Below are 21,798 nucleotides of genomic sequence, written 5' to 3' on the forward strand. Positions count from 1 at the left end.
CGGGCTTGACCCGGCCATCCACGTTCTTGACGTCAAGGAAGACGTGGATGCCCGGGTCGAGCCCGGGCATGACGAGCGGCGACAGTTCGGTATTTCCCTCCACATGATGTGACGGCGCGCCGCAGCATTGCGCTTGCCGGGCGGCGGAACCGGGCTTATTTCAAGCACATGGTTCAGCCGGTTTCCGCCTCTCATGGAATGACCGCGCCGGCCTCGGCACAGGGCAAGGCGGCGTCCGCCATCGCCTGGGGTGCCGCGGGGCTGGGCGCGGTCGTCGTGCTGGGCGCGGGCGCGCTCTGGTTCCATTACGGCACGGCGGTGTTCTTCGAGACCATCGCGGCCGGCGTCTCGGCCTGTTTCTGATCCAATAAGAGGAATTTTTTCATGGATCGGACCACCCGCCCGCTCGTGATCGTGGCTGCCTTCGCCGGCAGCCTGGCGATTGGGCTATTGCTGTTGTTCTGGACCATGGGCGGCCTGCGCAGCATGACCACCCCGTCGGCGATCGGCGGCCCGTTCCAGCTCACCGACCAAGCCGGCCAGACCATCACCGACAAGAGCCTGAAGGGCAAGCCGACCCTGATCTTCTTCGGCTTCACCCATTGCCCCGACGTCTGCCCGACCTCGCTGTTCGAGATTTCCGAAGTGCTGCGGGCGATGGGCACGGACGCCGACAAGGTGAACGCCTATTTCGTCTCGGTTGATCCGGAGCGCGACACCGCGGCGGCGATGAAGGACTATCTCTCCAGCTTCGACCCGCATCTGAAGGGCCTCACCGGCAACCCCGATGCCATCGCCAAGGTGCTGTCGGCCTATCGCGTCTACGCCAAGAAGGTCCCGCTCAAGGACGGCGACTACACAATGGACCACACCGCGCTGATCTATCTGATGGACCGCGACGGCAAGTTCGTCTCCCCGTTCAACCTCAAACGCAGCCCGGAAGAAGCTGCGGCCGACCTCAAGCGCTATCTCTGAGCTAAAGCCTCGCATCATGCCCCGGATGGTCTATAAGGCCGTCCAATTCCGCAACATTGCCCGGCCGAATGCCTCATCAGACCGCCCCGCTCGACATCTCCCGTTCTATCCGCGCCATGGCCGGATGGCTGGTCGTGGCGGCGTTGGCTGTTTTTAGCGGCGCGGCGAATGCACAAACCCCACAGCCGCAAACGCCGCCGAAGCCGCCCGTCGAGGCGGCGCCGCAGGCGGTGCCCGGTTTCTGGGATCCGCGGCGGCGGCCGGAACGGCCGGATCTGTCGCGCATCACCGTGATCCGGTTCCTGACCGAAACCGATTATCCGCCGTTCAACTTCACCGGCCCCGACGGCAATCCCGCCGGTTTCAATGTCGACCTGGCGCGCGCGATCTGCGAGGAGATCAAGGTCACCTGCACCATCCAGATGCGCCGCTTCGAGACTCTGGTGGATGCGCTCGCCACCAACAGGGGCGATGCCATCATCGCCTCGATGGCGGTGACGCCGCAATTGCGCACAAGGGTCGATTTCTCCGATCCCTATTACCGCGCGCCGGCCCGCTTCGTGTCGCGGCGCAACGCCGTGCTGCCGGAGGTGCGGCCGGAATATCTCGAAGGCAAGAAGGTCGGCGTCATCGGCGGCACCGCGCACGAAGCCTATCTGAAGGCGATGTTCACCGACGCCGAGCTGCACCCCTATCCCAACGACGATGCGCTCCGGCAGGCGCTTCGCCGCGGCGAAGTCGATTTCATCTTCGGCGACGCGATCGCGCTCGCGTTCTGGATCAACGGCACCGATTCGGCCGAATGCTGCGCCTTCTCCGGCGGCCCCTTCGTCGAGAGCCGCTTCTTCGGCGAGGGCATCGGCATTGCCGTGCGCAAGGGCAACGACCTGCTCCGCCAGGCGTTAAACTGGGCGCTGTTCCGGCTCTGGGAAAAAGGCCGCTACACCGATCTGTGGCTGCGCTATTTTTCCGTCAGCCCGTTCTAGGAATCAGCTGGCGCCATCCATCGTCATTGCGAGCGGAGCGAAGCAATCCATTTTCCCGCTTGCTGAAGCATGGATTGCTTCGTCGCTGTCGCTCCTCGCAATGACGGCTGGATATTGGCTTCATTTTGCATTTTGCCGCGAAGGCCGTTAGTTTCCGCGGCCTTGGGAGACCCCTGATGTCCGTGACTGACCTTGCCGCAAGCCCGAGCGACCTGCGTGCGCTCGCCGAACAATCCAACGCCTGGCCGTTCGAGCAGGCGAAAGCGATTGTCGCGCGGCTGAAAAAAAATCCGAAGGATGAGGTGCTGTTCGAGACCGGCTATGGCCCGTCCGGCCTGCCCCATATCGGCACCTTCGGCGAGGTCGCGCGCACCACCATGGTGCGCCACGCCTTCCGCGTGCTCACGGAGGACAAGATCAAGACGCGCCTGCTGGCCTTCTCCGACGACATGGATGGCCTGCGCAAGGTGCCGGACAATGTCCCGAACAAGGAGCTGCTGGAGCAGCACCTCGGCATGCCGCTGACGAAGGTGCCTGATCCCTTCGGCACGCATCCGAGCTTCGGCGAGCACAACAATGCGCGGCTGCGGGCCTTCCTCGATCAGTTCGGCTTCGACTACGAATTCGCCAGCTCGACCGACTACTACACCTCGGGCCGCTTCGACGCCGCGCTGCTGCGGATGCTGGAGCGGATCGAGAAGGTGATGGCGATCATGCTGCCCTCGCTCCGCGAGGAGCGCGCCGCGAGCTATTCGCCGTTCCTCCCGATCTGCCCGCGCACCGGGCTTGTGCTTTACGTGCCGGTCACCGCACATGACGCCAAGGCCGGCACCATCTCTTATGAAGACCCCGAGACGAAGGAGAGCGTCACGGTGCCCGTCACCGGCGGCCGCTGCAAATTGCAGTGGAAGCCGGACTGGGCGATGCGCTGGTATGCGCTCGGCGTCGACTATGAGATGGCCGGCAAGGACCTGATCGATTCGGTGAAGCTGTCGGGCAAGATCTGCGCGGCGCTCGGCGGCACGCCGCCGGAAGGCTTCAACTACGAGCTCTTCCTCGACGACAAAGGCCAGAAGATCTCGAAGTCGAAGGGCAACGGGCTCACAATCGACGAATGGCTGCGCTATGCCTCGCCGGAATCGCTGTCGCTGTTCATGTATCGCGAGCCGAAGGCGGCCAAGCGGCTCTATTTCGACGTGATCCCGCGCAATGTCGACGAATACCAGCAGTTCGTCGACGCCTTCCCGCGCCAGGAAGGGCGGCAGCAATTGCAAAATCCGGTCTGGCACATCCACTCCGGCCATCCGCCGAAGGTGGACATGCCCGTCACCTTCCAGCTTCTGCTGACGCTGGTGTCGTCGTCGAATGCGGAGAATGCCGAGACCTTGTGGGGCTTCATCGGCCGCTATCGCCCGGGCGTGACGCCGCAGACGCATCCGAAGCTGGATGCGATGGTCGGCTATGCCATCAACTACTACCGCGACTTCGTCGCGCCCTCGAAGCAGTTCCGCGAGCCGACCGAGAGCGAGCGGGCGGCGCTGCAGGATTTGCGTGATGCGCTCTCCAACATGCCGCCGGACTCGACCGCGGAGGACATCCAGAACGTGGTCTACGAGATCGGCCGCCGCGAGCCGTTCCTCGATCCCGTGAAGAAGGGCAAGGACGGCCGCCCCGGCGTCTCGCTCGACTGGTTCAACATGCTCTACCAGGTGCTGCTCGGCCAGGAGAAAGGCCCGCGCTTCGGCTCCTTCGTCGCGGTCTACGGCCTCCAGAACGCCGTCAACATGATCGACGGCGCACTGGCAAGGTCGTCGTAGCTTTCTCAATCCATCATGCGCGGGCTTGACCCGCGCATCCATCGTGCTTCGCAAGATTCTTTTGGCCGATGGATTGGCGGGTCAAGCGCGGCAATGATCGTCCCGTAGGGTGGGCAAAGCGAAGCGTGCCCACCATCAAGCGTGGCGCAAGGAATGGTGGGCACGCTTCGCTTTGCCCACCCTACCGCTTCGCATCCCGCAACCCATCACTCGTCGCACGCAATAGCGTCAGCAACAGACCGTTGAGCGGCGTCGCCACGCCATGTCGTTCGCCGGCCGCGACGATCGCGCCGGTGAGCGCGTCGGCTTCGAACGGTCGGCCGGCGAAGCGATCGAAATACATCGAGGTGCCGGCGTCGGGCGGATAGGTGAGCAGCGTCGCCAGCATTCGCTGGGCCTCATCTGCCTCGAGGCGAGCGCCATCGGCGCGCCCGACGGCAACAGCCTCTTCGAGGATGGCAAGACACAGCGCCTTGACGTCATCGCGCCGGAACACCGCCTGCCGCAGCAGGGTCAGCGCGGTGATCGGATTGGCGACCGCGTTGATCAGGAGCTTTCGCCAGGCGAGTGTGGCGAAGTCGTTGCTGCGCAGCACCCGCATGCCGGTTTCTTCGAGCAGGGCTTCGAACGCGCGTCCATCGGCATCGTCCGCGACCGTGAACTCATAGTCGCCGGCACGTCGAAAGCGAACGCGGTCCGGCGCCAATCGCTCGCCATTGTAATAGACGAGCGTGGGAATAATGGTTGCGTGTCCGGCCAATGGTGCCAGCCGGTCCTTGTGTCCGATGCCGTTCTGCAGGACCGCGATCCGGGTGCCGGCGCCGCAGATTCTTGCAAGCCACGGCGCGCTTGACGGCGTGTCCTGCGCCTTGGTGCAGAACAGCACCCAGTCCACCGGCGTCGTCTGCTCCGGATCGGTCAATGCGCGAAGCGGAACATCGATTGCGCCTTCCGCACGCTCGACCACGAGACGATCGAGCGGCCGCCTGACACAGGCGACCACATCGTGCCGGTCCGCCGCGCGCAACAGGCCGGCGATGATACCGCCGATGCTTCCGAGGCCGACGACGGCAATGGTTTTGCGATCCGGGTTTCCTTCAGTGCCAGCAGTCATCCGAAACAGGTCTCCTCATCCTTAACTGTAGGGCGAACATTGCCGGCTTTGCCAACGCAAACTGCGTCTTGCCGCGTTGTTCTATCGAAAACATGCTGCCAACTGCCGCCAATGCGCCGCGCCCGCCTCGCGAAATTGGGATGGTTGGTGCACGGTAATTGCAATCGGGGCGGCGGCAATTTGAGCTAGACTGCGCCAATAACAAGCCGCCAGCACAGGCGCGCAAGGGAGGATCAACATGCAATTCAGGGTTTCGCCGGACACGCTTACCGATCAAGGCGCCGCAGAGTGGCAGGCGCGCGTCGATCTCGCCGCCGCGCACCGGCTCGCCTTCATCCAGGGTTTCAGCGAGGGCATCTTCAACCATCTGACCTTCGTGGTGCCCGGCCGCAGCGACCGCTACTATCAGATTCCGTTCGGCATGCATTGGTCGGAGGTGACCGCTTCCTCTTTCATGGAAGTCGGCATCGACGATGCCGAGGTCAAGCGCGGCGAGGGCGAGGTCGAGCGCTCCTGCTATTGCATCCACGCCCCGATCCACAAGGCGCTGCCGCAGGCCAAAGCGGTGTTTCACACCCACATGCCGTTTGCCAGCGCGCTGACCCGGCTCGAGGATCCCCGCATCAAGGAGATCGGCCAGACCGAAGTCGGCATGGCCGGCAAGATCGCCTATGACGACGAATACACCGGCCCGGCGCTCGATCCGGCCGAAGGCGCGCGGCTCGCCAGGGTGATCGGCGACAAGACCATTCTATTCATGGCCAACCACGGCATCTCGACCGTCGGCGAGACCGTCGCGGCGGCCTATGACCGGCTCTACTACATCGAGCGCGCCGCGCAGGTGCAGATCTATGCGATGTGGACCGGACAGCCGCTGAAGAAGCTGCCTGCTCCCGTGGTCGAAAAGACCATGCGCGATATCGGCGGCACCAGCCTCTACAAGGGCCCAAGCCCGGCGCAGCGGCACTTCGATGCGCTCAAGCGCATGCTGGACCGCAAGGAGCCGGACTACGCGACGTAAGGTGAGGTTTGCGCGACTGCATCCAAGCCGTCATTGCGAGCGAAGCGAAGCAATCCATCTCACCGCTTGTGGAGATGTGGATTGCTTCGTCGCTTCGCTCCTCGCAATGACGGCGTCGTCCGGGGCTTGCGCGCCGCGGCGAAGCCGCTTGGTGTAGCCGGGACCCCAACCACAGTAATGTGCTCCGCTGCAACCGCTTATTCGCGCCACAACAGCTCCCTGTGGTTATGGGTCCCCGCCTCGCGGGGACGACGAGAATGCCGAGTCTACGCGCGATGCTTCTGCAGCCGACGTTTACGATCGCACGGCCGGCGGCGCCTGCAGCGTCGGCGCCGCAGCCGCGAGAATCTCCGCACGATCACCGGTCCGCGGCGGATAGATCCGCACGTGATTGATGGTCTGCTTGGTCAATTTCGCGGCAGCCCCGCTGGTACGCACCTGGCGATCCCACCCTTCCGTGTACAAAGCCCCCCACGCGCCGAGATCGAGCACGGTGACATACCAATCAATATGAAGCGGTAGCATCGGCTGCCCGAACAGGTCGGCCACGACGTTATGGCCTGCGAAGCGGCCCATCGGCCGGGCGAACTGGCAGGACATCACGGAGGCGTGGACGCCGTCCACGAAACTGCAGGCCACATCGCCGGCGGCAAAGACATTTGTTGCACCGGTCACGCGCATGAATTGATCGACGATGACGCGACCATACCGGTCGCGTTCAACATCCAGCGCCTCAGCCAGCGGACTTGCGCGCATGCCCGCGCACCACACGACTGTCCGTGTCGGAATGATCTCCCCCGAACTGAGCGCGATCGCGTTCGGCTCGATAGCGGTAACCCTCACGCCCAGTCGCGTTTCGACGCCGAGGGCCAAGAGCGCCTCATTGATGACAGGGCGGGCATTATCCCCGATCGTGACGCCAACCGCGGGATTGGGGTCGATGAGAACGATGCGTTGCCCGTCGGTCACGCCGGCTCGATCGAGCTTGCCCGGCATCTCGGTTGCGACCTCAATTCCGGTGAAACCGGCGCCGACCACGACCACCGTGGAGCGCGCTTCCGATGGCGCCTCGGCGCCGAGCGCTGCGAGATGTGCGTCGAGCCGGACGGCAGCCGCATAGGAGTCCACGTCGAAGCCGTTCGCCGCGAGGCCGGCAATCGCCGGGCGCGCCAGTTCGCTGCCAAGCGCCAGCACCAGCCGATCGTAAGTCAAAACCTCCGGGCCGTCGCTCGCTGCGACGGTCACCTGCTGTTTGACCGCATCGATCGCTTGCACCTCGGCAAGTCTGTGAGCGACGCCGATAGGGTCCAGCACCTCGCCAAGCGGGATCGCCGCCTCGCTCAGGTCGACTTCGTAATTGCGGACTCGAATGTTGTGATAGGGATTGCGATCGATGACGAGAATCTCGACCTCGGCCGCCCGGCCGATCTCGTCGCGCATGCGCGCAGCCCCGATGGCAGCCCAGAGGCCGGCGAATCCCGCACCAAGGACAATAATGCGCGCCACAACAACCTCCTGTGATTATGGGTCCCTTGCGTTCGCAGGGACGACACCAGAGAGTTACTGCCTCACCCACACGATCCGCGCGATCCAGGCGACGTCCTCGGCCGCGAGCGTGCGATCTGCTTCCGCCGGATTGAGCGACTGCAATTCGAGCGTCTTCGCCGTGCGGCGTTTGCACTCCTTCACCAGTATCTCGCCGTCCTTGGTCCGCACCACCACGCGATCGCCGCGGCGGATCGGAGTTGACGGCGACACCAGGATGATATCGCCCTCGCGGAAAACCGGCCGCAGCGTGTCGCCGAAGATTTCGAGCGCGAAGGCGTGCTCGTCGGGGACGGTCGGTAGCGCCACTTCGTCCCAGCCTTTGCCGGTCGGAAAGCCGCTGTCGTCGAAAGCATCGCTTGCCGACGCTTCGGCAAGGCCGATCAGCGGCACTGACGGGCCGCCGCGGCCGCCGCCGTCGCCGATCAACTGCACGAAGGTGTCTATGGACACGTTGGTCGCGGCGAGCGCCTTCGCAACCGATTCGGTCGAGGGCCAACGCTCGCGGCCGTCGGCGGTGATGCGCTTGGACTTGTTGAAGGTCGTGGGATCCAGCCCGGCGCGCCGGGCAAGCCCGGACGGTGACAATCCGGCGCGCTCCGCCAGCCGGTCCAGTGCGGCCCAGACCTGGCCGTGGGTCAGCAGGCGCGATTGCTTGGGCGGTCTGACCATCGGAATTCCGCCGTTCTGATTTAGGAATTATTGCCGGAACCTGCGGCTTTCCGCAAATGTCCCCAATCGGCCCTGCTGTGGCGCTTGAGTTGCGCCACGGGCGTCGATACGGTCCATCGCTGGCCCGGCCAGCTTCGGGAAAAACCCCAACAGACTCAAGCGTGAAGCATGGGACACCGGATAGGTGCGCACGATCTATAAAATCAGCCCTGCCTCAGCTTGGCGCGAGGCCGAGCGGGCCGGAGTGTATCGGGGTAGTGCCGACGATCTGCGCGACGGTTTCATCCACTTCTCCACCGCATCCCAGGTCGCCGGGACCGCGCGGAAGCATTTTTCCGGCCAAACCGGCCTGTTTCTAATCGCGGTCGATGCCGATGCGCTGGGTGACGCCTTGCGCTGGGAGCCTTCCCGTCACGATGAATTGTTTCCGCATCTCTATGGCGAGCTCGATCTCGGCGCGGTCACTGCGGTCTACGACCTGCCGGCGCGCGCCGACGGCACGCATGCGATCCCGGAGACGTTGCCGTGATCCGCGCCTTCGATGCCGTCTCGCTGCCGCTGCTGCGCTGGCTCGATCCGGAGGACGCCCACCGGCTGGCGATCCAGGGGCTGCGCTTCCTGCCGCCGATCCGCCAGCGGCCGGATGATCCGAAGCTCGCGGTGCGCGCGTTCGGACTGAATTTTCCCAATCCGGTCGGCATGGCCGCGGGCTTCGACAAGAACGCGGAGGCGCCTGATGCGCTGCTCAAGCTCGGCTTCGGCTTTGTCGAGATCGGCTCGGTGACGCCGCTGCCGCAGTCCGGCAATGCCAGGCCGAGGCTGTTTCGGCTTGAGCGGGATGAAGCTGTCATCAACCGCATGGGCTTCAACAACGACGGCGCGGCGGCGGTGCTGCGGCGGCTCGCCGGCCGCGCCCATCTTTCCGGCATCGTCGGCGTCAATGTCGGCGCCAACAAGGATTCGCCGGATCGTACCGCCGACTATGTGAAGCTGATCGAGACTTTTGCGCCGGTCGCGAGCTACTTCACCGTCAACGTGTCCTCGCCGAACACGCCGGGCCTGCGCAATCTGCAGCAATCGGCCGCGCTCGATGATCTCCTGGCACGGGTCATCGAGATCCGGGAGCGGGTGCGGAAGAATGCCGGCGATTCGCCGGTGCTTTTGAAGATCGCGCCGGACTTAAGCCTCGCCGAGCTCGACGACGTCGTCCACATCGCGCGCTCGCGCCGCGTCGACGGCATGATCGTCGCCAACACGACGCTGGCGCGGCCCTCTACCTTGCGCGAGCAGGCCCGTGCCAAAGAGCAGGGCGGTCTCTCCGGCCGGCCGCTGTTCCGCCTGTCGACGCGGATGGTGGCGGAGACCTATGTGCGCGCTGAGGGTGCGTTTCCCCTGATCGGCGTCGGCGGCATCGATTCCGGCGGCGCCGCGCTGACCAAGATCCGCGCCGGCGCCAGCCTGATCCAGCTCTATTCCGCGCTCGTCTATAAGGGCCTCGGCCTCGTCGATGATATCAAGCGCGATCTCTCCTCGACGCTCCTGCGCACCGGCCGCGACTCGCTGTCCGAAATCGTCGGCGCCGATGCCGCCACCATCACGGCCGAGGACTGGCCGGTCCGGTGAGCCATGTCCGGCCTGCACCGTCATTGCGAGGAGCGATAGCGACGAAGCAATCCATGCCGCCGCGCGGGAGAGATGGATTGCTTCGCTTCGCTCGCAATGACGGCGTAGTCGGTTCGTACTATGGCGTCGCGAACGATGCCCTGAACAGCGCCGGATAGCGCAGCGCTTCCAATCCGCCGCGCGCGGCATAGTGCACCAGCAGTGCGGTCCACAGCCCGGCATTGCCGAAGGGGCGCAAGAGAAACCAGGCGGTGAGGAAGATCACGAGCGACAGCACCATCAGATTGCGCATGTCGCGCGCCCAGGTCGCGCCGATATAGACGCCGTCATAGGCGAAGGCGAACACCGCCAGCAGCGGCGACAGGATCACGAACAGCAGGAACGCGCGCGCGGCCTGCCGCACCTCCGTGTTCGCGGTCATGATATCGATCAGAACAGGCCCGAACAGCGCGAATGCCGCCATCACTGCGAGCGCAAACGCAAAGCCCCAGACGATGACCAGCCGCACTGCGCCGGCAAACGCATAGCGGTCGCGCGCGCCATAGGCGCGGCCGCAGAGCTGCTCGGCGGCATTGGCGAGGCCGTCGAGGAAGAAGGCGCTGACCAAAAGGAAATTGTTCAGCACCGCATTCGCCGCCAGCGTGACGTCGCCGGCGCGGGCGCCTTGCGCGGTGAAGAACAGGAACGCCGTGATCAGTGCCGCGGTGCGGATCATGATGTCGCGGTTGACCGCGAGCATCCGCATCAGTTTTTCGCGCGCAAACAGCGTGCCCGGCAGGATGTCGAGCTTTCCTCCCGTCAGATGCCGCGCAATGAGGATGCCGAGCAACAGGCCGGCCGTTTCCGCGATCACAGCGGCGATCGCCGCGCCGGCGATGCCGAGATTGAACACCAGCACCAGCAGTATGGTCGCCGCCATGTTGACGACGTTGATCGCGATCTGCGTCGACAGCGCCAATGTCGCCCGCGCCTGGCCGATCAGCCAGCCGAGCACGACGTAATTGGCGAGCGCGAGCGGCGCCGACCAGATGCGGATCAGGAAATAGGTCTTCGCCGCCGCCGTCACGCCTTCGCTGCCGCCCATCGCGCTGAGCAGGATCGCGGCCAGCGGCCCCTGCAGCACGATCAGCGCGGCGCCGATCACCGCCGCGACGATGAAGCCGCGCACCAGGATCGCACGCAATTCCTGCGTCTCGCCGGCGCCGAGCGACTGCGCGGTGAAGGCAACCGTGCTCATGCGCAGGAACGCGAACAGCCAGAACATGCAGTCGAACAGCACGGAGGCCATCGCGACCCCGCCGAGCAGCGCCGCATCGTCCAGCCGTCCGATCGCCGTGGTGGAGACGATCCCGATCAGCGGCGTCGTCAGGTTCGCGATCATCGCGGGACCTGCGATGGCGAATACCTGCCGGCTCGTGACCTCCGCGGATGGGTTTGGTGCGTGCATCTTCTAGAACACCACCACCATGCCGTCGCTGGCGGCGGTGTAGGGCAGCTCGTCCACGCGGCCGAGCATGTCGTCGCTCATGTGGGTCAGCACCAGCCGCTTGGCGCCGATCTCGGGCAGATGCGCTTCCAATGTCGTCAGGCTGAGATGGTTCTTGACGATCTTGTCGTAGGTATTAGCTTCCGCGATGAACAGGTCGGCGTTGCGCGCCGCCGGGATCAGCGTCTCCGTCCATTCGGTGTCGGCGCTGTAGGCAATGACGCGGCCTTCGGTCTCGATCCGGTAGGCCAGGAACGGTCCGCCGGATTCGCCATGCACGACCGGATAGGGCGTCACCGTCACCGCGCCGAAGCTGCGGCTTTGCTCGGGCACCAGCGGCACGACGGAGAGCTCGAAACGCTGCTTGGTCTTGGACGAATGCTCGAACAGCGTTTCCATCACCTGTGGCAGCCGCGTCTCGATGCCCTCAGGCCCCGCGATCACGAGCGGCCGGCTGCGCCGCGAGAACTGTGCATCGAGCAGGAAGAACGGCAGGCCGGCGAAATGGTCGCCGTGGAAATGCGTGATCAGGATCAGATCGATCTCATCGCGCACGATGTCGAGCCGCTTCATGGCCGGTAGCGAGGATGCGCCGCAATCGATCAGGAAATTGACGCTGTCGCCGGTGACGTGGAAGCAGGTGTTGTACCTGCCGCCGGAGCCGAAGGCGTCGCCGCAGCCGATAAATCGCAGTTGCATCGCCCCGGCCCGCGCCAGCTAGCGGCCGCGCGGCGTGCCGAACAGCCGCGACAACAGCCAGACCGGGATCACGATCACGGCGCCAAGCAGGAAGTAGCGCCACAGCCAGTTGATGGTGTCGAAGCCGAGGTCCCACAGCCGCCGGAACAGCAGTTGGATGCTGTGGATGATATTCCAGGGATCGAATCCGACCGCGGCGAGCACGACGCCGACCAGGATCGACAAGAGGATCAGCCGGAAGGCGACCGACAGCGGCGAGCCGCCGAGAAAGCGGTACAAACCGTCATTCTGGCTGGCCGGCAAGTCACGGACGTCGTCGGGCATTGCTGTCTCCTCGCGGGTGTGCATCCGCATTATAGGCAAGGCGATGCACATGGGGAACCCGCGCCGCGCCGTCAATGCTTATCATCCACGGGCGGAACCTTAATTTGCCGTCACACTCTTCAGCATCCGCTCCAGCGTCTCCAGCCGGTCGGCCTCGCGCGGCGGCTTGTCCCAGCGCAATCGGTTGATGCGCGGAAACCGCATCGCAACGCCCGATTTGTGCCGCGGCGAGCGCTGCAGACCCTCAAAGGCCACTTCGAGCACCAGGCCCTGGTCCGGCTCGTGCACGACATGGCGGACGGGGCCGAATTTCTCGGTGGTGTTGCGACGAACGAAGCGGTCGATCTGCAAGAGTTCCTCATCGGTGAAGCCGAAATAGGCCTTGCCGACCGGCACCAATTCGTCGCCAGCACCGCCATTGGTCCAGACGCCGAACGTATAGTCGGAATAATAGGACGAGCGCTTGCCGTGGCCGCGCTGCGCATACATCAAGACAGCGTCGATGATGTGCGGATCGCGCTTCCACTTCCACCATTGCCCCTTCGGACGGCCCGGCAGATAGGGCGCATCGCGGCGCTTGAGCATCACGCCCTCGACCGCTTCCGCATCCAGTCCCGCGCCGGCGCCGGCCGGATCGGCCCGCGCCGCGGTCAGCGCGGGCCAATCGGTGAAGGGGACGGTCGGCGACAGGTCGATGCGCGTATCGGCGAGCTTCCTGATGAAGGCTTCCAGATGCGTGCGGCGCTCCTCGAACGGCAGTTCGCGCAAATCGTTCTCGTCGTCGCCGAGCAGGTCATAGGCACGCAGATGGATCGGATAATCCCTCATCAGTTTCGGCGAGACGACCTTTCGGTTCAGCCGCTGCTGCAGCACGTTGAAGGTCTGCACCCGCCCCTCGCGCAGCACCAATAGCTCGCCGTCGATCGCGCCGGGCAGATGCAGCGACGGCAGCAAATCCGGAAAGCTCTTGGTGATGTCCTCGCCGCTGCGCGAATAGAGCCGCACCTGCAAGTGCCCGCGCTCGTCGCGGCCCGAGACGGCCTGCACGCGGATGCCGTCCCATTTCCATTCGGCGATGAAATCCGCCGGATCGAGACTGGCGAAATCCGCATCCTCGATCGCATGCGCCAGCATCACCGGGCGGAATGGCGCCGGGTCGCGGTTGACAGGCTTTTCGGCCCGGCCCTCCAGCCAGGCGAACAGATCGAGATAGGGCGGCGCCAGCCCCGGCCACATCAATTCGATCTCATGCGGATCTTTCTCGCCAAGCGCCGCGGCCGCGGTTTTCGCGAGCCGCGCCGAAATCCCGATCCGCATCGCGCCGGTGACGAGCTTTAGCAGCGCCCAGCGCCCGGTCTCGTCGAGCTCGTCCAGCCAGCGCGCGAGCTGCGCCGGCAACTCGGTCTTGCCAAGCGTGCGCAGCGTCGTGACGACCTCGGTCAGCGTCGGCGGCGGCGCATTGTTGTGGCCGGCGAGCGCGACCTTCGGCCACATCAGCGCCACGGTCTCGGAGAGATCGCCGACATAATCATACGAATATCCGAACAGCACCGGATCGGTGCGCTCCATGATCAGGTCGCGGATCAGGCCCGGCTTGGCGTGCTTGAACGACAGCGCGCCGGTGAGTGCCGCCAGCGCGTAGCCGCGATCGGGGTCCTCGGTGTCGCGCAAATAAGCCGTCAGCAGTTTCAGCTTGTTGTTGCGGCCGGGCTCATAGGCGAGACGGTCCAATAGTTCGGCGAAACGGTTCATGCCCCGCCTTCCTCGCCGTCGAGCACGACTTCGGTCTCCTCTTCATCGCCATAGCCGACGAGATCGAGCGGCCGCGCGGCAAGTCCCTTGCTCTTGCACCAATGCACCAGCGCGTCTTCCTGACCGTGCGTCACCCACACCTCGCCGGCGCCGGTCGCGCCGATCGTCGCGGTCAGCCCGTCCCAGTCAGCATGGTCAGAGATCACCAATGGCAGCTCGACGCCGCGCTGCCGCGCGCGGGCGCGCACCCGCATCCAGCCGGAGGCAAACGCGGTGACGGGATCGGGAAAGCGCCGTGTCCAGATGTCGGAGGTCGCCGTCGGCGGCGCCAGCGTGATGGTGCCGGCCAGCTCGGCCTTCTTCATGCCGCGCACCGGGCGCAGCTCGCCGAGCGCAATCCCGCGGCTCTCGTAGTAGCGCGTGATCTTCTCCATCGCGCCATGCAGATAGATCGCCGCGTCATAGCCGGCCTCGCGCAATAGCGCGATCACGCGCTGCGCCTTGCCGAGCGAATAGGCGCCGACCAGATGCGCGCGCTCCGGAAACAGCGCCACCGATGCCAAGAGCTTCTTCACCTCATCGGCCGCATCGCCATGCCGGAACACCGGCAGGCCGAAGGTCGCCTCCGTGATGAAGACGTCGCAGGCCACGAGCTCGAACGGCGCGCAGGTCGGGTCCCGCGCATCCTTGTAGTCGCCGGACGCGACGATGCAGAGATCCTTGCAGGAGACCGCGATCTGCGCGGAGCCCAGCACGTGCCCTGCGGGATGGAATTTCACCTTGATGTCGCCGAGCCTGACCTCCTCGCCGTAACGAACCGCCTGCGTGGAGCCGGCGAAATTGTCGCCATAGCGCAGCCGCATCATGTCGAGCGTCTCTTGCGTCGCCAGCACCGCGCCATGGCCGGCTCGCGCATGGTCGGAATGGCCATGGGTGATGACCGCGCGCTCCACAGGGCGGACCGGATCGATATGAAAGCCACCCGGTTTGCAGCAGAGACCGGCAGCAACTGGCAGCAGGATGTCTTGCGGACGCATGCCGCAGTATATAAGCCGGCTTAACCCGATGTTTAGCCGTCATGCGCGGGCTTGACCCGCGCATCCATCTCTCTAAAGATTCCATCTTTCTATTGATGGATTGCCGGGTCGAGCCCGGCAATGACGGAACTGGTTCCCCAAGCGATGTCCGGACGTCTCTTCCTGTCCTCCGGCGATCTCGTTGCCGACCGCCGCTATGAATTCGCGCGCGATTTGCAGTTGCGGGGTGATCTCGCCGCCGCCGCCGACCTGCTCGAGCAGGCGATCGAGCTCGCACCGCGCTTCGTCTCCGCCTGGTTCGTGCTCGGCGAGATCCGCCAGGAGCTCGGCGAACGCGAGGCGGCGATCACAGCCTTCCGTCGCGCCCGCGACGCCGACCCACAGGATCATCACGGCGCCAGCCTGCATTTGATGCAGCTCGGCGCGGAAGGATTGTCCGACATGCCGAAGGCCTATGTGCAGGCGCTGTTCGATCAATACGCGCCGCGCTTCGACGAGGCTTTGAAGCGCGATCTCGGCTATCGCGGCCCCTCGCTGTTGTTCAAGGCGGTGCTCTCGGCGCGCGCCGCCGCGAACAAGCCGGCCTTTTTCGAGCGCGGCATCGATCTCGGCTGCGGCACCGGGCTCGGTGCTGCCGCCTTTGCCAAGAACGTCGATCGCTTCATCGGCATCGACCTCTCGCCGGGCATGATCGAGCAGGCGCGCGCCACCGGCCTCTATGCCGAGCTCGAGGTCCAGGACATGCTAAACGGGCTGCGCGCCAGGGATGACGCCAGCGCCGATTTCATCCTCGCGGCCGACGCCATGGTCTATGTCTGCGACCTCGCGCCTGTTCTGGCGGAGGCTGGACGCGTGCTCGCACCCGGTGGCGCCGTCGCCTTCACCGTCGAGACGCACGATGGCGACGGCGTCGTGATCGGCGAGGGGCTGCGTTATGCGCACGGCGCGCCCTACATCGGCGCCGTGATCGAGGCCGCAGGCCTGAACTTATCGGCGCTGCAGCCCGCCTCCACGCGCAACGAAGGCAAGGTGCCCGTCCCCGGCCTGGTGGTGATTGCCACGAAGACGTAACGGCCGTAGCCCGGGGGGCGCTCTTGACCGCAGCAATAACCGGCCGTCATTCCGGGGCGCGCACAGCGCGAGCCCGGAATCCATCACGCACCGGGTGACGGCGGACAAATGGATTCCGGGCTCGATGCTGCGCATCGCCCCGGAATGACGGCAGTGAGCGTGGCGAAGCCGGAGTGAATTAACTCCGGTCGCCAATCGAAACCTTCACCGGCTGCGGCATCAGCAAAACTTGAGTCTAGACGCTACCCTTTCCGTCGCGCGGAACTGTTCGAGCGGCATTGCGTCGCAAAGGCAAAAGTTCGGTATTGCCGAGCCAAGCGGAATGTTGATCATTGTTGTCGTCTAGGGAGAGACAACAACAATGAAGAAGCAAACCAGGCGCGAGTTCTGCGCCACCGCCATCAGTGCGTTCGCCGCATCAAGCCTGTCCGCGCCCTATCTCTGGGCCGCCGAGAAGAAATATGATCCGGGCGCCAGCGACACCGAGATCAAGCTCGGCCAGACCGTGCCGCATTCCGGCCCCGGCTCGCTGTATGGCGTGCTCGGTCGCGTCGGCGAGGCCTATTTCCAGATGCTGAACGAGAAGGGCGGCATCAATGGACGCAAGGTCAAGTTCCTCACCATGGACGATGCCTACAGCGCGCCGAAATGCGTAGAGGCAACGCGGCGCCTGGTGGAGCAGGAGGAAGTGCTGGCGCTGTACGGCTCGCTCGGTACCGCGCCGCAGACCGCCGTGCACAAATATCTCAATTCCAAAGGCGTGCCGCAGTTGCTGCTCAACACCGGCGCGTCGAAATGGAATGATCCGAAGAATTTCAAATGGACCATGGCCGGCCTGCCACTCTACCCGACCGAGGCTCGCATTCTGGCCAAACACGTCGTCAGCGTGAAGCCGGACGCGAAAGTCGGCATCCTCTACCAGAACGATGATTTCGGCCGCGACTTCTTAGGGCCCTTCAAGAAAGTGCTGGCGGATGCCGGTGGCAAGGCGCAGGTCATCATGGAGCAGACCTACGATCTCACCGATCCGACCGTCGATTCCCAGCTCATCAATCTCTCGAAATCCGGCGCCGATGTCTTCTACAACATCACGACAGGCAAGGCGACGTCGCAGTCGATCCGCAAGGTCGCCGAGCTCGGCTGGAAGCCGCTGCATCTGCTCTCGGCGGGCTCGACTGGCCGCTCGATCCTGAACGCCGCGGGGCTTGAGAACGCAACCGGCATCGTCGCGATCCGCTACGCCAAGGAAGTCGGCGTGCCCCGCTTCGAGAAGGATCCGGACGTGCTCGCCTTCGAGGAGCTGCGGAAGAAATATCTGCCCAATGTCGATCCCGACAACACGATCGCCTTCGCCGGCTACGGCCAGGTCGCGACCATGGCCGAAATCCTGCGCCGCTGCGGCGACGACCTCACCCGCGCCAATGTGCTGAAGCACGCCACCACGCTCGCCGGCTTCCACTCGCCCTATTTCCTCGACGGTATCAATTACAGCTACACGCCCGAAGACTACACGCCGATGAAGACGCTCTACATCTCCATCTTCAACGGCAAGGACTGGGACATCTCCGACAAGCCCGTGACGGAGTAGCGGTGCCTCGTCTCCCTCTCCCCGCCCTTGCGGGGAGAGGGTTGGGGTGAGGGGCTCTCTCCGCGCAGGCGGTGAGAGACGTGTGCACGGAGAGAGCCCCTCACCCGGATTGCTTCGCAATCCGACCTCTCCCCGCGGAAGGGCTGGGCGAGGTGAGGAGAGCGCCCCTCGACGAAGCGTCCTCGAAGGCATAGCTCTATTTTGTGCCACCCCTGACCCAGCCCGCGGCCCCGACCGAGGCCGAATCCCTCCTGCCTCTCCGCTTCCAGCAATGGTTCGCGGCCCGCGGCTGGTCGCCGCGCGAGCATCAGCTCGCGCTGTTGGCGAAGGCGCGCGAGAATCGCTCGGCACTGCTGATCGCGCCGACCGGTGCCGGCAAGACGCTGGCCGGATTTCTGCCGACATTGGTGGAACTAAGCGACCCTGCTCACCTCCCCCTGAAAGGGGGAAGTCGACACCCGAAGGGTGGCGGGTGGGGGTCAGCCACAGGCACCGAGCAAGTGGCGGACCCCCACCCCAACCCTCCCCCTTTCAGGGGGAGGGAGAATGGCCAGCTCGCTAGCGGAGAGGGAGCGATCTCGCATGCCGCACGCTCGAACCCCTCGCGCTCCAACCTGATCTCCACCGGCCGCAGCGTGAAGCGCGCCGGCGGCCTTCACACCCTCTACATCTCCCCGCTGAAAGCGCTAGCGGTCGACATCGCGCGCAACCTTGAGGCGCCCGTCGTCGAGATGGGGCTGCCGATCAAGATCGAGACCCGCACCGGCGATACGCCGGTGTCGCGGCGCCAGCGGCAGCGGCGTTATCCGCCGGACATCCTGCTCACCACGCCCGAGCAGCTCGCGCTGTTATTGTCGTCCGACGACGCGCCGTTCCTGTTCTCCTCGCTGAAGCGCATCGTGCTCGACGAACTGCACGCGCTGGTGACCTCCAAGCGCGGCGACCTGTTGTCGCTTGGTCTCGCGCGGCTGTGGCGGCTCGCACCGGAGATGCGCGCGATCGGCCTGTCGGCGACGGTCGCCGAGCCGGAGCAGCTCGCGCGCTTCCTGGTGCCGCAGCAACCGGCCGCGCAGATCGCCGCCGATGTCGTCACCGCCGGCGGCGCGGCGCCGCCGATCGTCGAGATGCTGGATACGCGCGAGCGTCTGCCGTGGGCCGGCCACACCGCGCGCCATGCGCTCGGCGAGATCTATGAATTGATCAAGCAGAACAAGACCGCGCTGGTGTTCGTCAACACGCGCAGCCAGGCCGAGATGCTGTTCCAGGATCTCTGGCGCATGAACGACGATGGGCTTGCGATCGCGCTGCATCACGGCTCGCTCGATGTCGCGCAGCGCCGCAAGGTCGAGGATGCGATGGCGGCCGGCCGGCTGCGCGGCGTGGTCTGCACCTCCTCGCTCGATCTCGGTGTCGACTGGGGCGATGTCGACCTCGTCATCAATATCGGTGCGCCCAAGGGCTCGTCGCGATTGATGCAGCGTATCGGCCGCGCCAATCACCGTTTCGACGAAGCCTCGCGCGCCGTGCTGGTACCGGCGAATCGCTTCGAGGTGTTGGAATGCCGCGTCGCGATCGACGCGATCGCCGAGAACGCGCAGGACACGCCGCCGCTTCGGTCAGGTGCGCTCGACGTGCTGGCGCAGCATGTGCTTGGCTGCGCCTGCGGCGAGCCGTTCTTTTCCGATGAGCTGTATGACGAAGTGCGGACGGCGGCGGCCTATGCCGCGCTGGCGCGCGCCGATTTCGACGACATCGTCGATTTCGTCGCCACCGGCGGCTATGCGCTGAAGACCTATGAGCGCTTCGCGCGCATCAAGCAGGACAAGCAGGGCCGCTGGCGCGTCGCCAATCCCCGCGTGCGGCAGAGCTATCGCCTCAATGTCGGTACCATCGTCGAGGACACCATGCTGAAGGTGCGGCTGGTGCGCTCGCGCGCCGGCGGCTCCGGCTCGACCGGTGCAATCGCGCGCGGCGGCAAGATGCTAGGCGAGATCGAGGAAGTCTTCATCGAGGGCCTCGTGCCCGGCGACACTTTCGTGTTCGGCGGCGAGGTGGTGCGCTACGAGGCACTGGTCGAGGACCAGGTCTATGTCTCCCGCGCCAACGACAAGGATGCAAAAGTGCCGTCCTATATGGGCGGCAAATTCCCGCTCTCCACCTACCTCGCCGAGCGCGTCCGCAAACTGCTCGACGATCGCCGGGCGTGGAATGCGCTGCCGGACCAGGTCCATGAATGGCTGTCGCTGCAGAAGGATTTCTCCCGCGTGCCCGCGGTCCGCGAGCTCCTGGTCGAAACCTTTCCACGCGGCAACAAGCATTATTTGGTCTGCTATCCCTTCGAGGGCCGGCTCGCGCACCAGACGCTCGGCATGCTCCTGACGCGACGGATGGAGCGCGCCCGCACCCGGCCGCTCGGCTTCATCGCCAATGAATATGCGCTGGCGATCTGGGGGCTCGGCGACCTCTCTTTTATGATCCGGCACGGCCAGCTCGATCTCAACGCGCTGTTCAATCCCGACATGCTCGGCGACGATCTCGAAGCATGGCTCGCCGAATCGGCGTTGATGAAGCGCACCTTCCGCAATTGCGCCATCATCTCAGGGCTAATCGCGCGTCGCCATACCGGTGAGGAGAAATCGCGACGTCAGGTGCTGTTCTCGACCGACCTTGTCTATGATGTGCTGCGCAAGCATCAGGGCGATCATGTCCTGTTGCGCGCGGCCCGTGCCGATGCCGCAACCGGCCTGCTCGATCTGCGCCGGCTCGGCGATATGCTCGCGCGGATCCAGGGGCGAATCACGCACCGGGAACTGGAGCACGTCTCACCGCTCGCGGTTCCAGTGATGCTGGAAATCGGCCGCGAGTCAGTTTATGGCGAAGCATCCGACGAGCTCTTGGCGGAAGCCGCCGACGAACTCGTGAAAGAGGCGATGTCATGAGACATCGTAGCAAAGTAGATGAAGTTTTGGAGCTCAGATCTCTCCACGTCGTCATGCCCGGCCTTGTGCCGGGCATCCACGCACTTCTTGCTGCGGCGAGCACGTGGATGGCCGGGACAAGCCCGGCCATGACGGAGCAAGTTGCCCTAGCTGCGGACCCCCCAAGTAGTTTGGAGGTTGCCGGCGTGTCATTCGCCGCCGATCTCTCCGGCGCTTTGTTCTGGGAAGAGCAGCGCCTGCTCGTCGTCTCCGACCTGCACCTGGAAAAAGGTTCGAGCTTCGCCACGCGCGGCGTGCTGCTGCCGCCTTACGACACCGCGGCGACCCTCGGTCGTTTGGCCGCCGTGATCGCCCGTCATGACCCGCGCATGGTGATCGCGCTCGGCGACAGCTTTCATGATCGGCGTGCGCACGAGCGGATGAGCGCGCAGGATCGCGACGCCATCACCGCGCTGCAGGCCCGGCGCGACTGGATCTGGATTTCGGGTAATCACGATCCGGCCCTGCCGTCCGATCTCGGCGGCATGGTTGCCACTGAAGTCGCGATCGGCCGCATCAGATTCCGCCATGAGCCGACCGGCGCCATCGGCGAGATCGCCGGCCATCTGCATCCCAAGGCCCGCATCTCGACCCGCGGCCGCGCGGTCGAACGCCGCTGCTTCGCCAGCGACGGCGAGCGCGCCGTGATGCCCGCCTTCGGCGCCTACGCCGGTGGCCTCAGCATCCGCGACGCCGCCTTCGCAAAACTCTTCGGCACGGTCGCCTTCACCGCCCACCTCATCGGCGACACCAAGCTCCACACCATCGCCGCCTCCCGCTGTTATTGATTGCTGCCACAAGCGCCCCCCTTATCCCGAGAAGCCGCGCAAGCGGCGTCCCGAGGGATGGGCCACGAACTCCTCACTCTCCGTCATTCCGGGGCGCGACGAAGTCGCGAGCCCGGAATCCATTCGTCCACTTGCGCTGGCGGAGAAATGGATTCCGGGCTCACGCTACGCGTGCCCCGGAATGACGGAGAAAAATTCGCCAGCGATTTCAACCTGATTTGCGCTGTCCAGCCCTCGCACAAAAAACATTCCGCTTCCGCCGTCGGGCAAATCAGTGATTTAACTCCGCGCGTCTCAGCGCGGATGAGGGGCGGGTCGCGAT

At 65.0% G+C, this 21,798-nt stretch carries 19 protein-coding genes; 11 read left to right on the top strand and 8 right to left on the bottom strand.

The features are described from left to right. The first annotated feature begins 198 nt into the window (after positions 1-198). The 4 genes from AC5ZG5_RS00635 to AC5ZG5_RS00650 all read left to right on the top strand — a co-directional run bounded on the left by AC5ZG5_RS00635 (position 199) and on the right by AC5ZG5_RS00650 (position 3,778). A complete protein-coding gene (locus tag AC5ZG5_RS00635) occupies positions 199-363 on the top strand; it encodes a hypothetical protein (protein ID WP_456640707.1) in 165 nt (54 codons plus the stop codon). A gap of 21 nt (positions 364-384) precedes the next feature. Continuing rightward, positions 385-975 (top strand): SCO family protein, encoded by a 591-nt coding sequence (locus AC5ZG5_RS00640; protein ID WP_028167642.1) that lies wholly within the window; start codon positions 385-387, stop codon positions 973-975. 68 nt (positions 976-1,043) lie between these two features. Further along, on the top strand, positions 1,044-1,961 hold the full coding sequence (locus AC5ZG5_RS00645; RefSeq protein WP_456640708.1) for an ABC transporter substrate-binding protein: 918 nt from the start codon (positions 1,044-1,046) through the stop codon (positions 1,959-1,961). Between the two features lie 176 nt (positions 1,962-2,137). Then, a complete protein-coding gene (locus AC5ZG5_RS00650) occupies positions 2,138-3,778 on the top strand; it encodes a lysine--tRNA ligase (protein ID WP_130227542.1) in 1,641 nt (546 codons plus the stop codon). A gap of 181 nt (positions 3,779-3,959) precedes the next feature. Here AC5ZG5_RS00650 and AC5ZG5_RS00655 read toward each other — a convergent pair whose 3' ends face one another. Continuing rightward, positions 3,960-4,892 (bottom strand): 2-dehydropantoate 2-reductase, encoded by a 933-nt coding sequence (locus AC5ZG5_RS00655; RefSeq protein WP_456640709.1) that lies wholly within the window; start codon positions 4,890-4,892, stop codon positions 3,960-3,962. Between the two features lie 238 nt (positions 4,893-5,130). Here AC5ZG5_RS00655 and AC5ZG5_RS00660 point away from each other — a divergent pair, with 238 nt between their 5' ends. Further along, entirely contained in the window at positions 5,131-5,913 is a 783-nt protein-coding gene (locus tag AC5ZG5_RS00660) for a class II aldolase/adducin family protein (RefSeq protein ID WP_456640710.1), read from the top strand. 294 nt (positions 5,914-6,207) lie between these two features. Here the strand turns inward: AC5ZG5_RS00660 and AC5ZG5_RS00665 are convergent, their stop codons facing one another. Then, positions 6,208-7,419 (bottom strand): NAD(P)/FAD-dependent oxidoreductase, encoded by a 1,212-nt coding sequence (locus tag AC5ZG5_RS00665; RefSeq protein WP_456640711.1) that lies wholly within the window; start codon positions 7,417-7,419, stop codon positions 6,208-6,210. 54 nt (positions 7,420-7,473) lie between these two features. Beyond that, positions 7,474-8,130 carry a S24 family peptidase gene (locus AC5ZG5_RS00670; protein WP_196237382.1) on the bottom strand — a complete coding sequence of 219 codons (657 nt, stop codon included), beginning with the start codon at positions 8,128-8,130 and terminating at the stop codon, positions 7,474-7,476. A gap of 184 nt (positions 8,131-8,314) precedes the next feature. Between AC5ZG5_RS00670 and AC5ZG5_RS00675 the strand changes: the two genes are divergently transcribed. Together AC5ZG5_RS00675 and AC5ZG5_RS00680 are read left to right on the top strand one after the other, a co-directional pair. Beyond that, positions 8,315-8,659, top strand: a complete 345-nt coding sequence (locus AC5ZG5_RS00675; RefSeq protein ID WP_130227538.1) for a DUF952 domain-containing protein — start codon at positions 8,315-8,317, stop codon at positions 8,657-8,659. Next, positions 8,656-9,753 carry a quinone-dependent dihydroorotate dehydrogenase gene (locus tag AC5ZG5_RS00680; protein WP_456640712.1) on the top strand — a complete coding sequence of 366 codons (1,098 nt, stop codon included), beginning with the start codon at positions 8,656-8,658 and terminating at the stop codon, positions 9,751-9,753. The genes AC5ZG5_RS00675 and AC5ZG5_RS00680 overlap by 4 nt, the downstream gene beginning before the upstream one ends. Positions 9,754-9,871: 118 nt before the next feature. Here AC5ZG5_RS00680 and AC5ZG5_RS00685 read toward each other — a convergent pair whose 3' ends face one another. The 5 genes from AC5ZG5_RS00685 to AC5ZG5_RS00705 all read right to left on the bottom strand — a co-directional run bounded on the left by AC5ZG5_RS00685 (position 9,872) and on the right by AC5ZG5_RS00705 (position 15,051). Continuing rightward, positions 9,872-11,200: an MATE family efflux transporter gene (locus tag AC5ZG5_RS00685; protein WP_456640713.1), complete on the bottom strand. Its 1,329-nt coding sequence runs from the start codon at positions 11,198-11,200 to the stop codon at positions 9,872-9,874. Between the two features lie 3 nt (positions 11,201-11,203). Beyond that, positions 11,204-11,938, bottom strand: a complete 735-nt coding sequence (locus AC5ZG5_RS00690) for an MBL fold metallo-hydrolase (RefSeq protein ID WP_456640714.1) — start codon at positions 11,936-11,938, stop codon at positions 11,204-11,206. A gap of 18 nt (positions 11,939-11,956) precedes the next feature. Next, the gene (locus tag AC5ZG5_RS00695) at positions 11,957-12,262 is read right to left on the bottom strand and encodes a DUF6460 domain-containing protein (protein ID WP_456640715.1); all 306 of its coding nucleotides are present in this window, start codon (positions 12,260-12,262) and stop codon (positions 11,957-11,959) included. Positions 12,263-12,361: 99 nt separating this feature from the next. Then, positions 12,362-14,014 carry an ATP-dependent DNA ligase gene (locus tag AC5ZG5_RS00700; protein ID WP_456640716.1) on the bottom strand — a complete coding sequence of 551 codons (1,653 nt, stop codon included), beginning with the start codon at positions 14,012-14,014 and terminating at the stop codon, positions 12,362-12,364. Then, complete coding sequence (locus AC5ZG5_RS00705) at positions 14,011-15,051, bottom strand: ligase-associated DNA damage response exonuclease (RefSeq protein ID WP_456640717.1); 1,041 nt, start codon at positions 15,049-15,051, stop codon at positions 14,011-14,013. The genes AC5ZG5_RS00700 and AC5ZG5_RS00705 overlap by 4 nt, the downstream gene beginning before the upstream one ends. Positions 15,052-15,195: 144 nt before the next feature. On the opposite strand from AC5ZG5_RS00705, the gene AC5ZG5_RS00710 reads away from it, so the two are divergent. From AC5ZG5_RS00710 to pdeM, 4 genes are all read left to right on the top strand, one after another. Then, on the top strand, positions 15,196-16,122 hold the full coding sequence (locus AC5ZG5_RS00710; RefSeq protein WP_456641006.1) for a class I SAM-dependent DNA methyltransferase: 927 nt from the start codon (positions 15,196-15,198) through the stop codon (positions 16,120-16,122). A 361-nt stretch (positions 16,123-16,483) separates the two neighbouring features. Next, a complete protein-coding gene (locus AC5ZG5_RS00715; RefSeq protein ID WP_028167657.1) occupies positions 16,484-17,710 on the top strand; it encodes an ABC transporter substrate-binding protein in 1,227 nt (408 codons plus the stop codon). A gap of 203 nt (positions 17,711-17,913) precedes the next feature. Beyond that, on the top strand, positions 17,914-20,649 hold the full coding sequence (locus AC5ZG5_RS00720) for a ligase-associated DNA damage response DEXH box helicase (RefSeq protein WP_456640718.1): 2,736 nt from the start codon (positions 17,914-17,916) through the stop codon (positions 20,647-20,649). A gap of 128 nt (positions 20,650-20,777) precedes the next feature. Then, the gene (pdeM, locus tag AC5ZG5_RS00725; protein ID WP_456641007.1) at positions 20,778-21,476 is read left to right on the top strand and encodes a ligase-associated DNA damage response endonuclease PdeM; all 699 of its coding nucleotides are present in this window, start codon (positions 20,778-20,780) and stop codon (positions 21,474-21,476) included. Positions 21,477-21,798: the final 322 nt, after the last annotated feature.

Source organism: Bradyrhizobium sp. Ses1 (genome assembly GCF_059512365.1).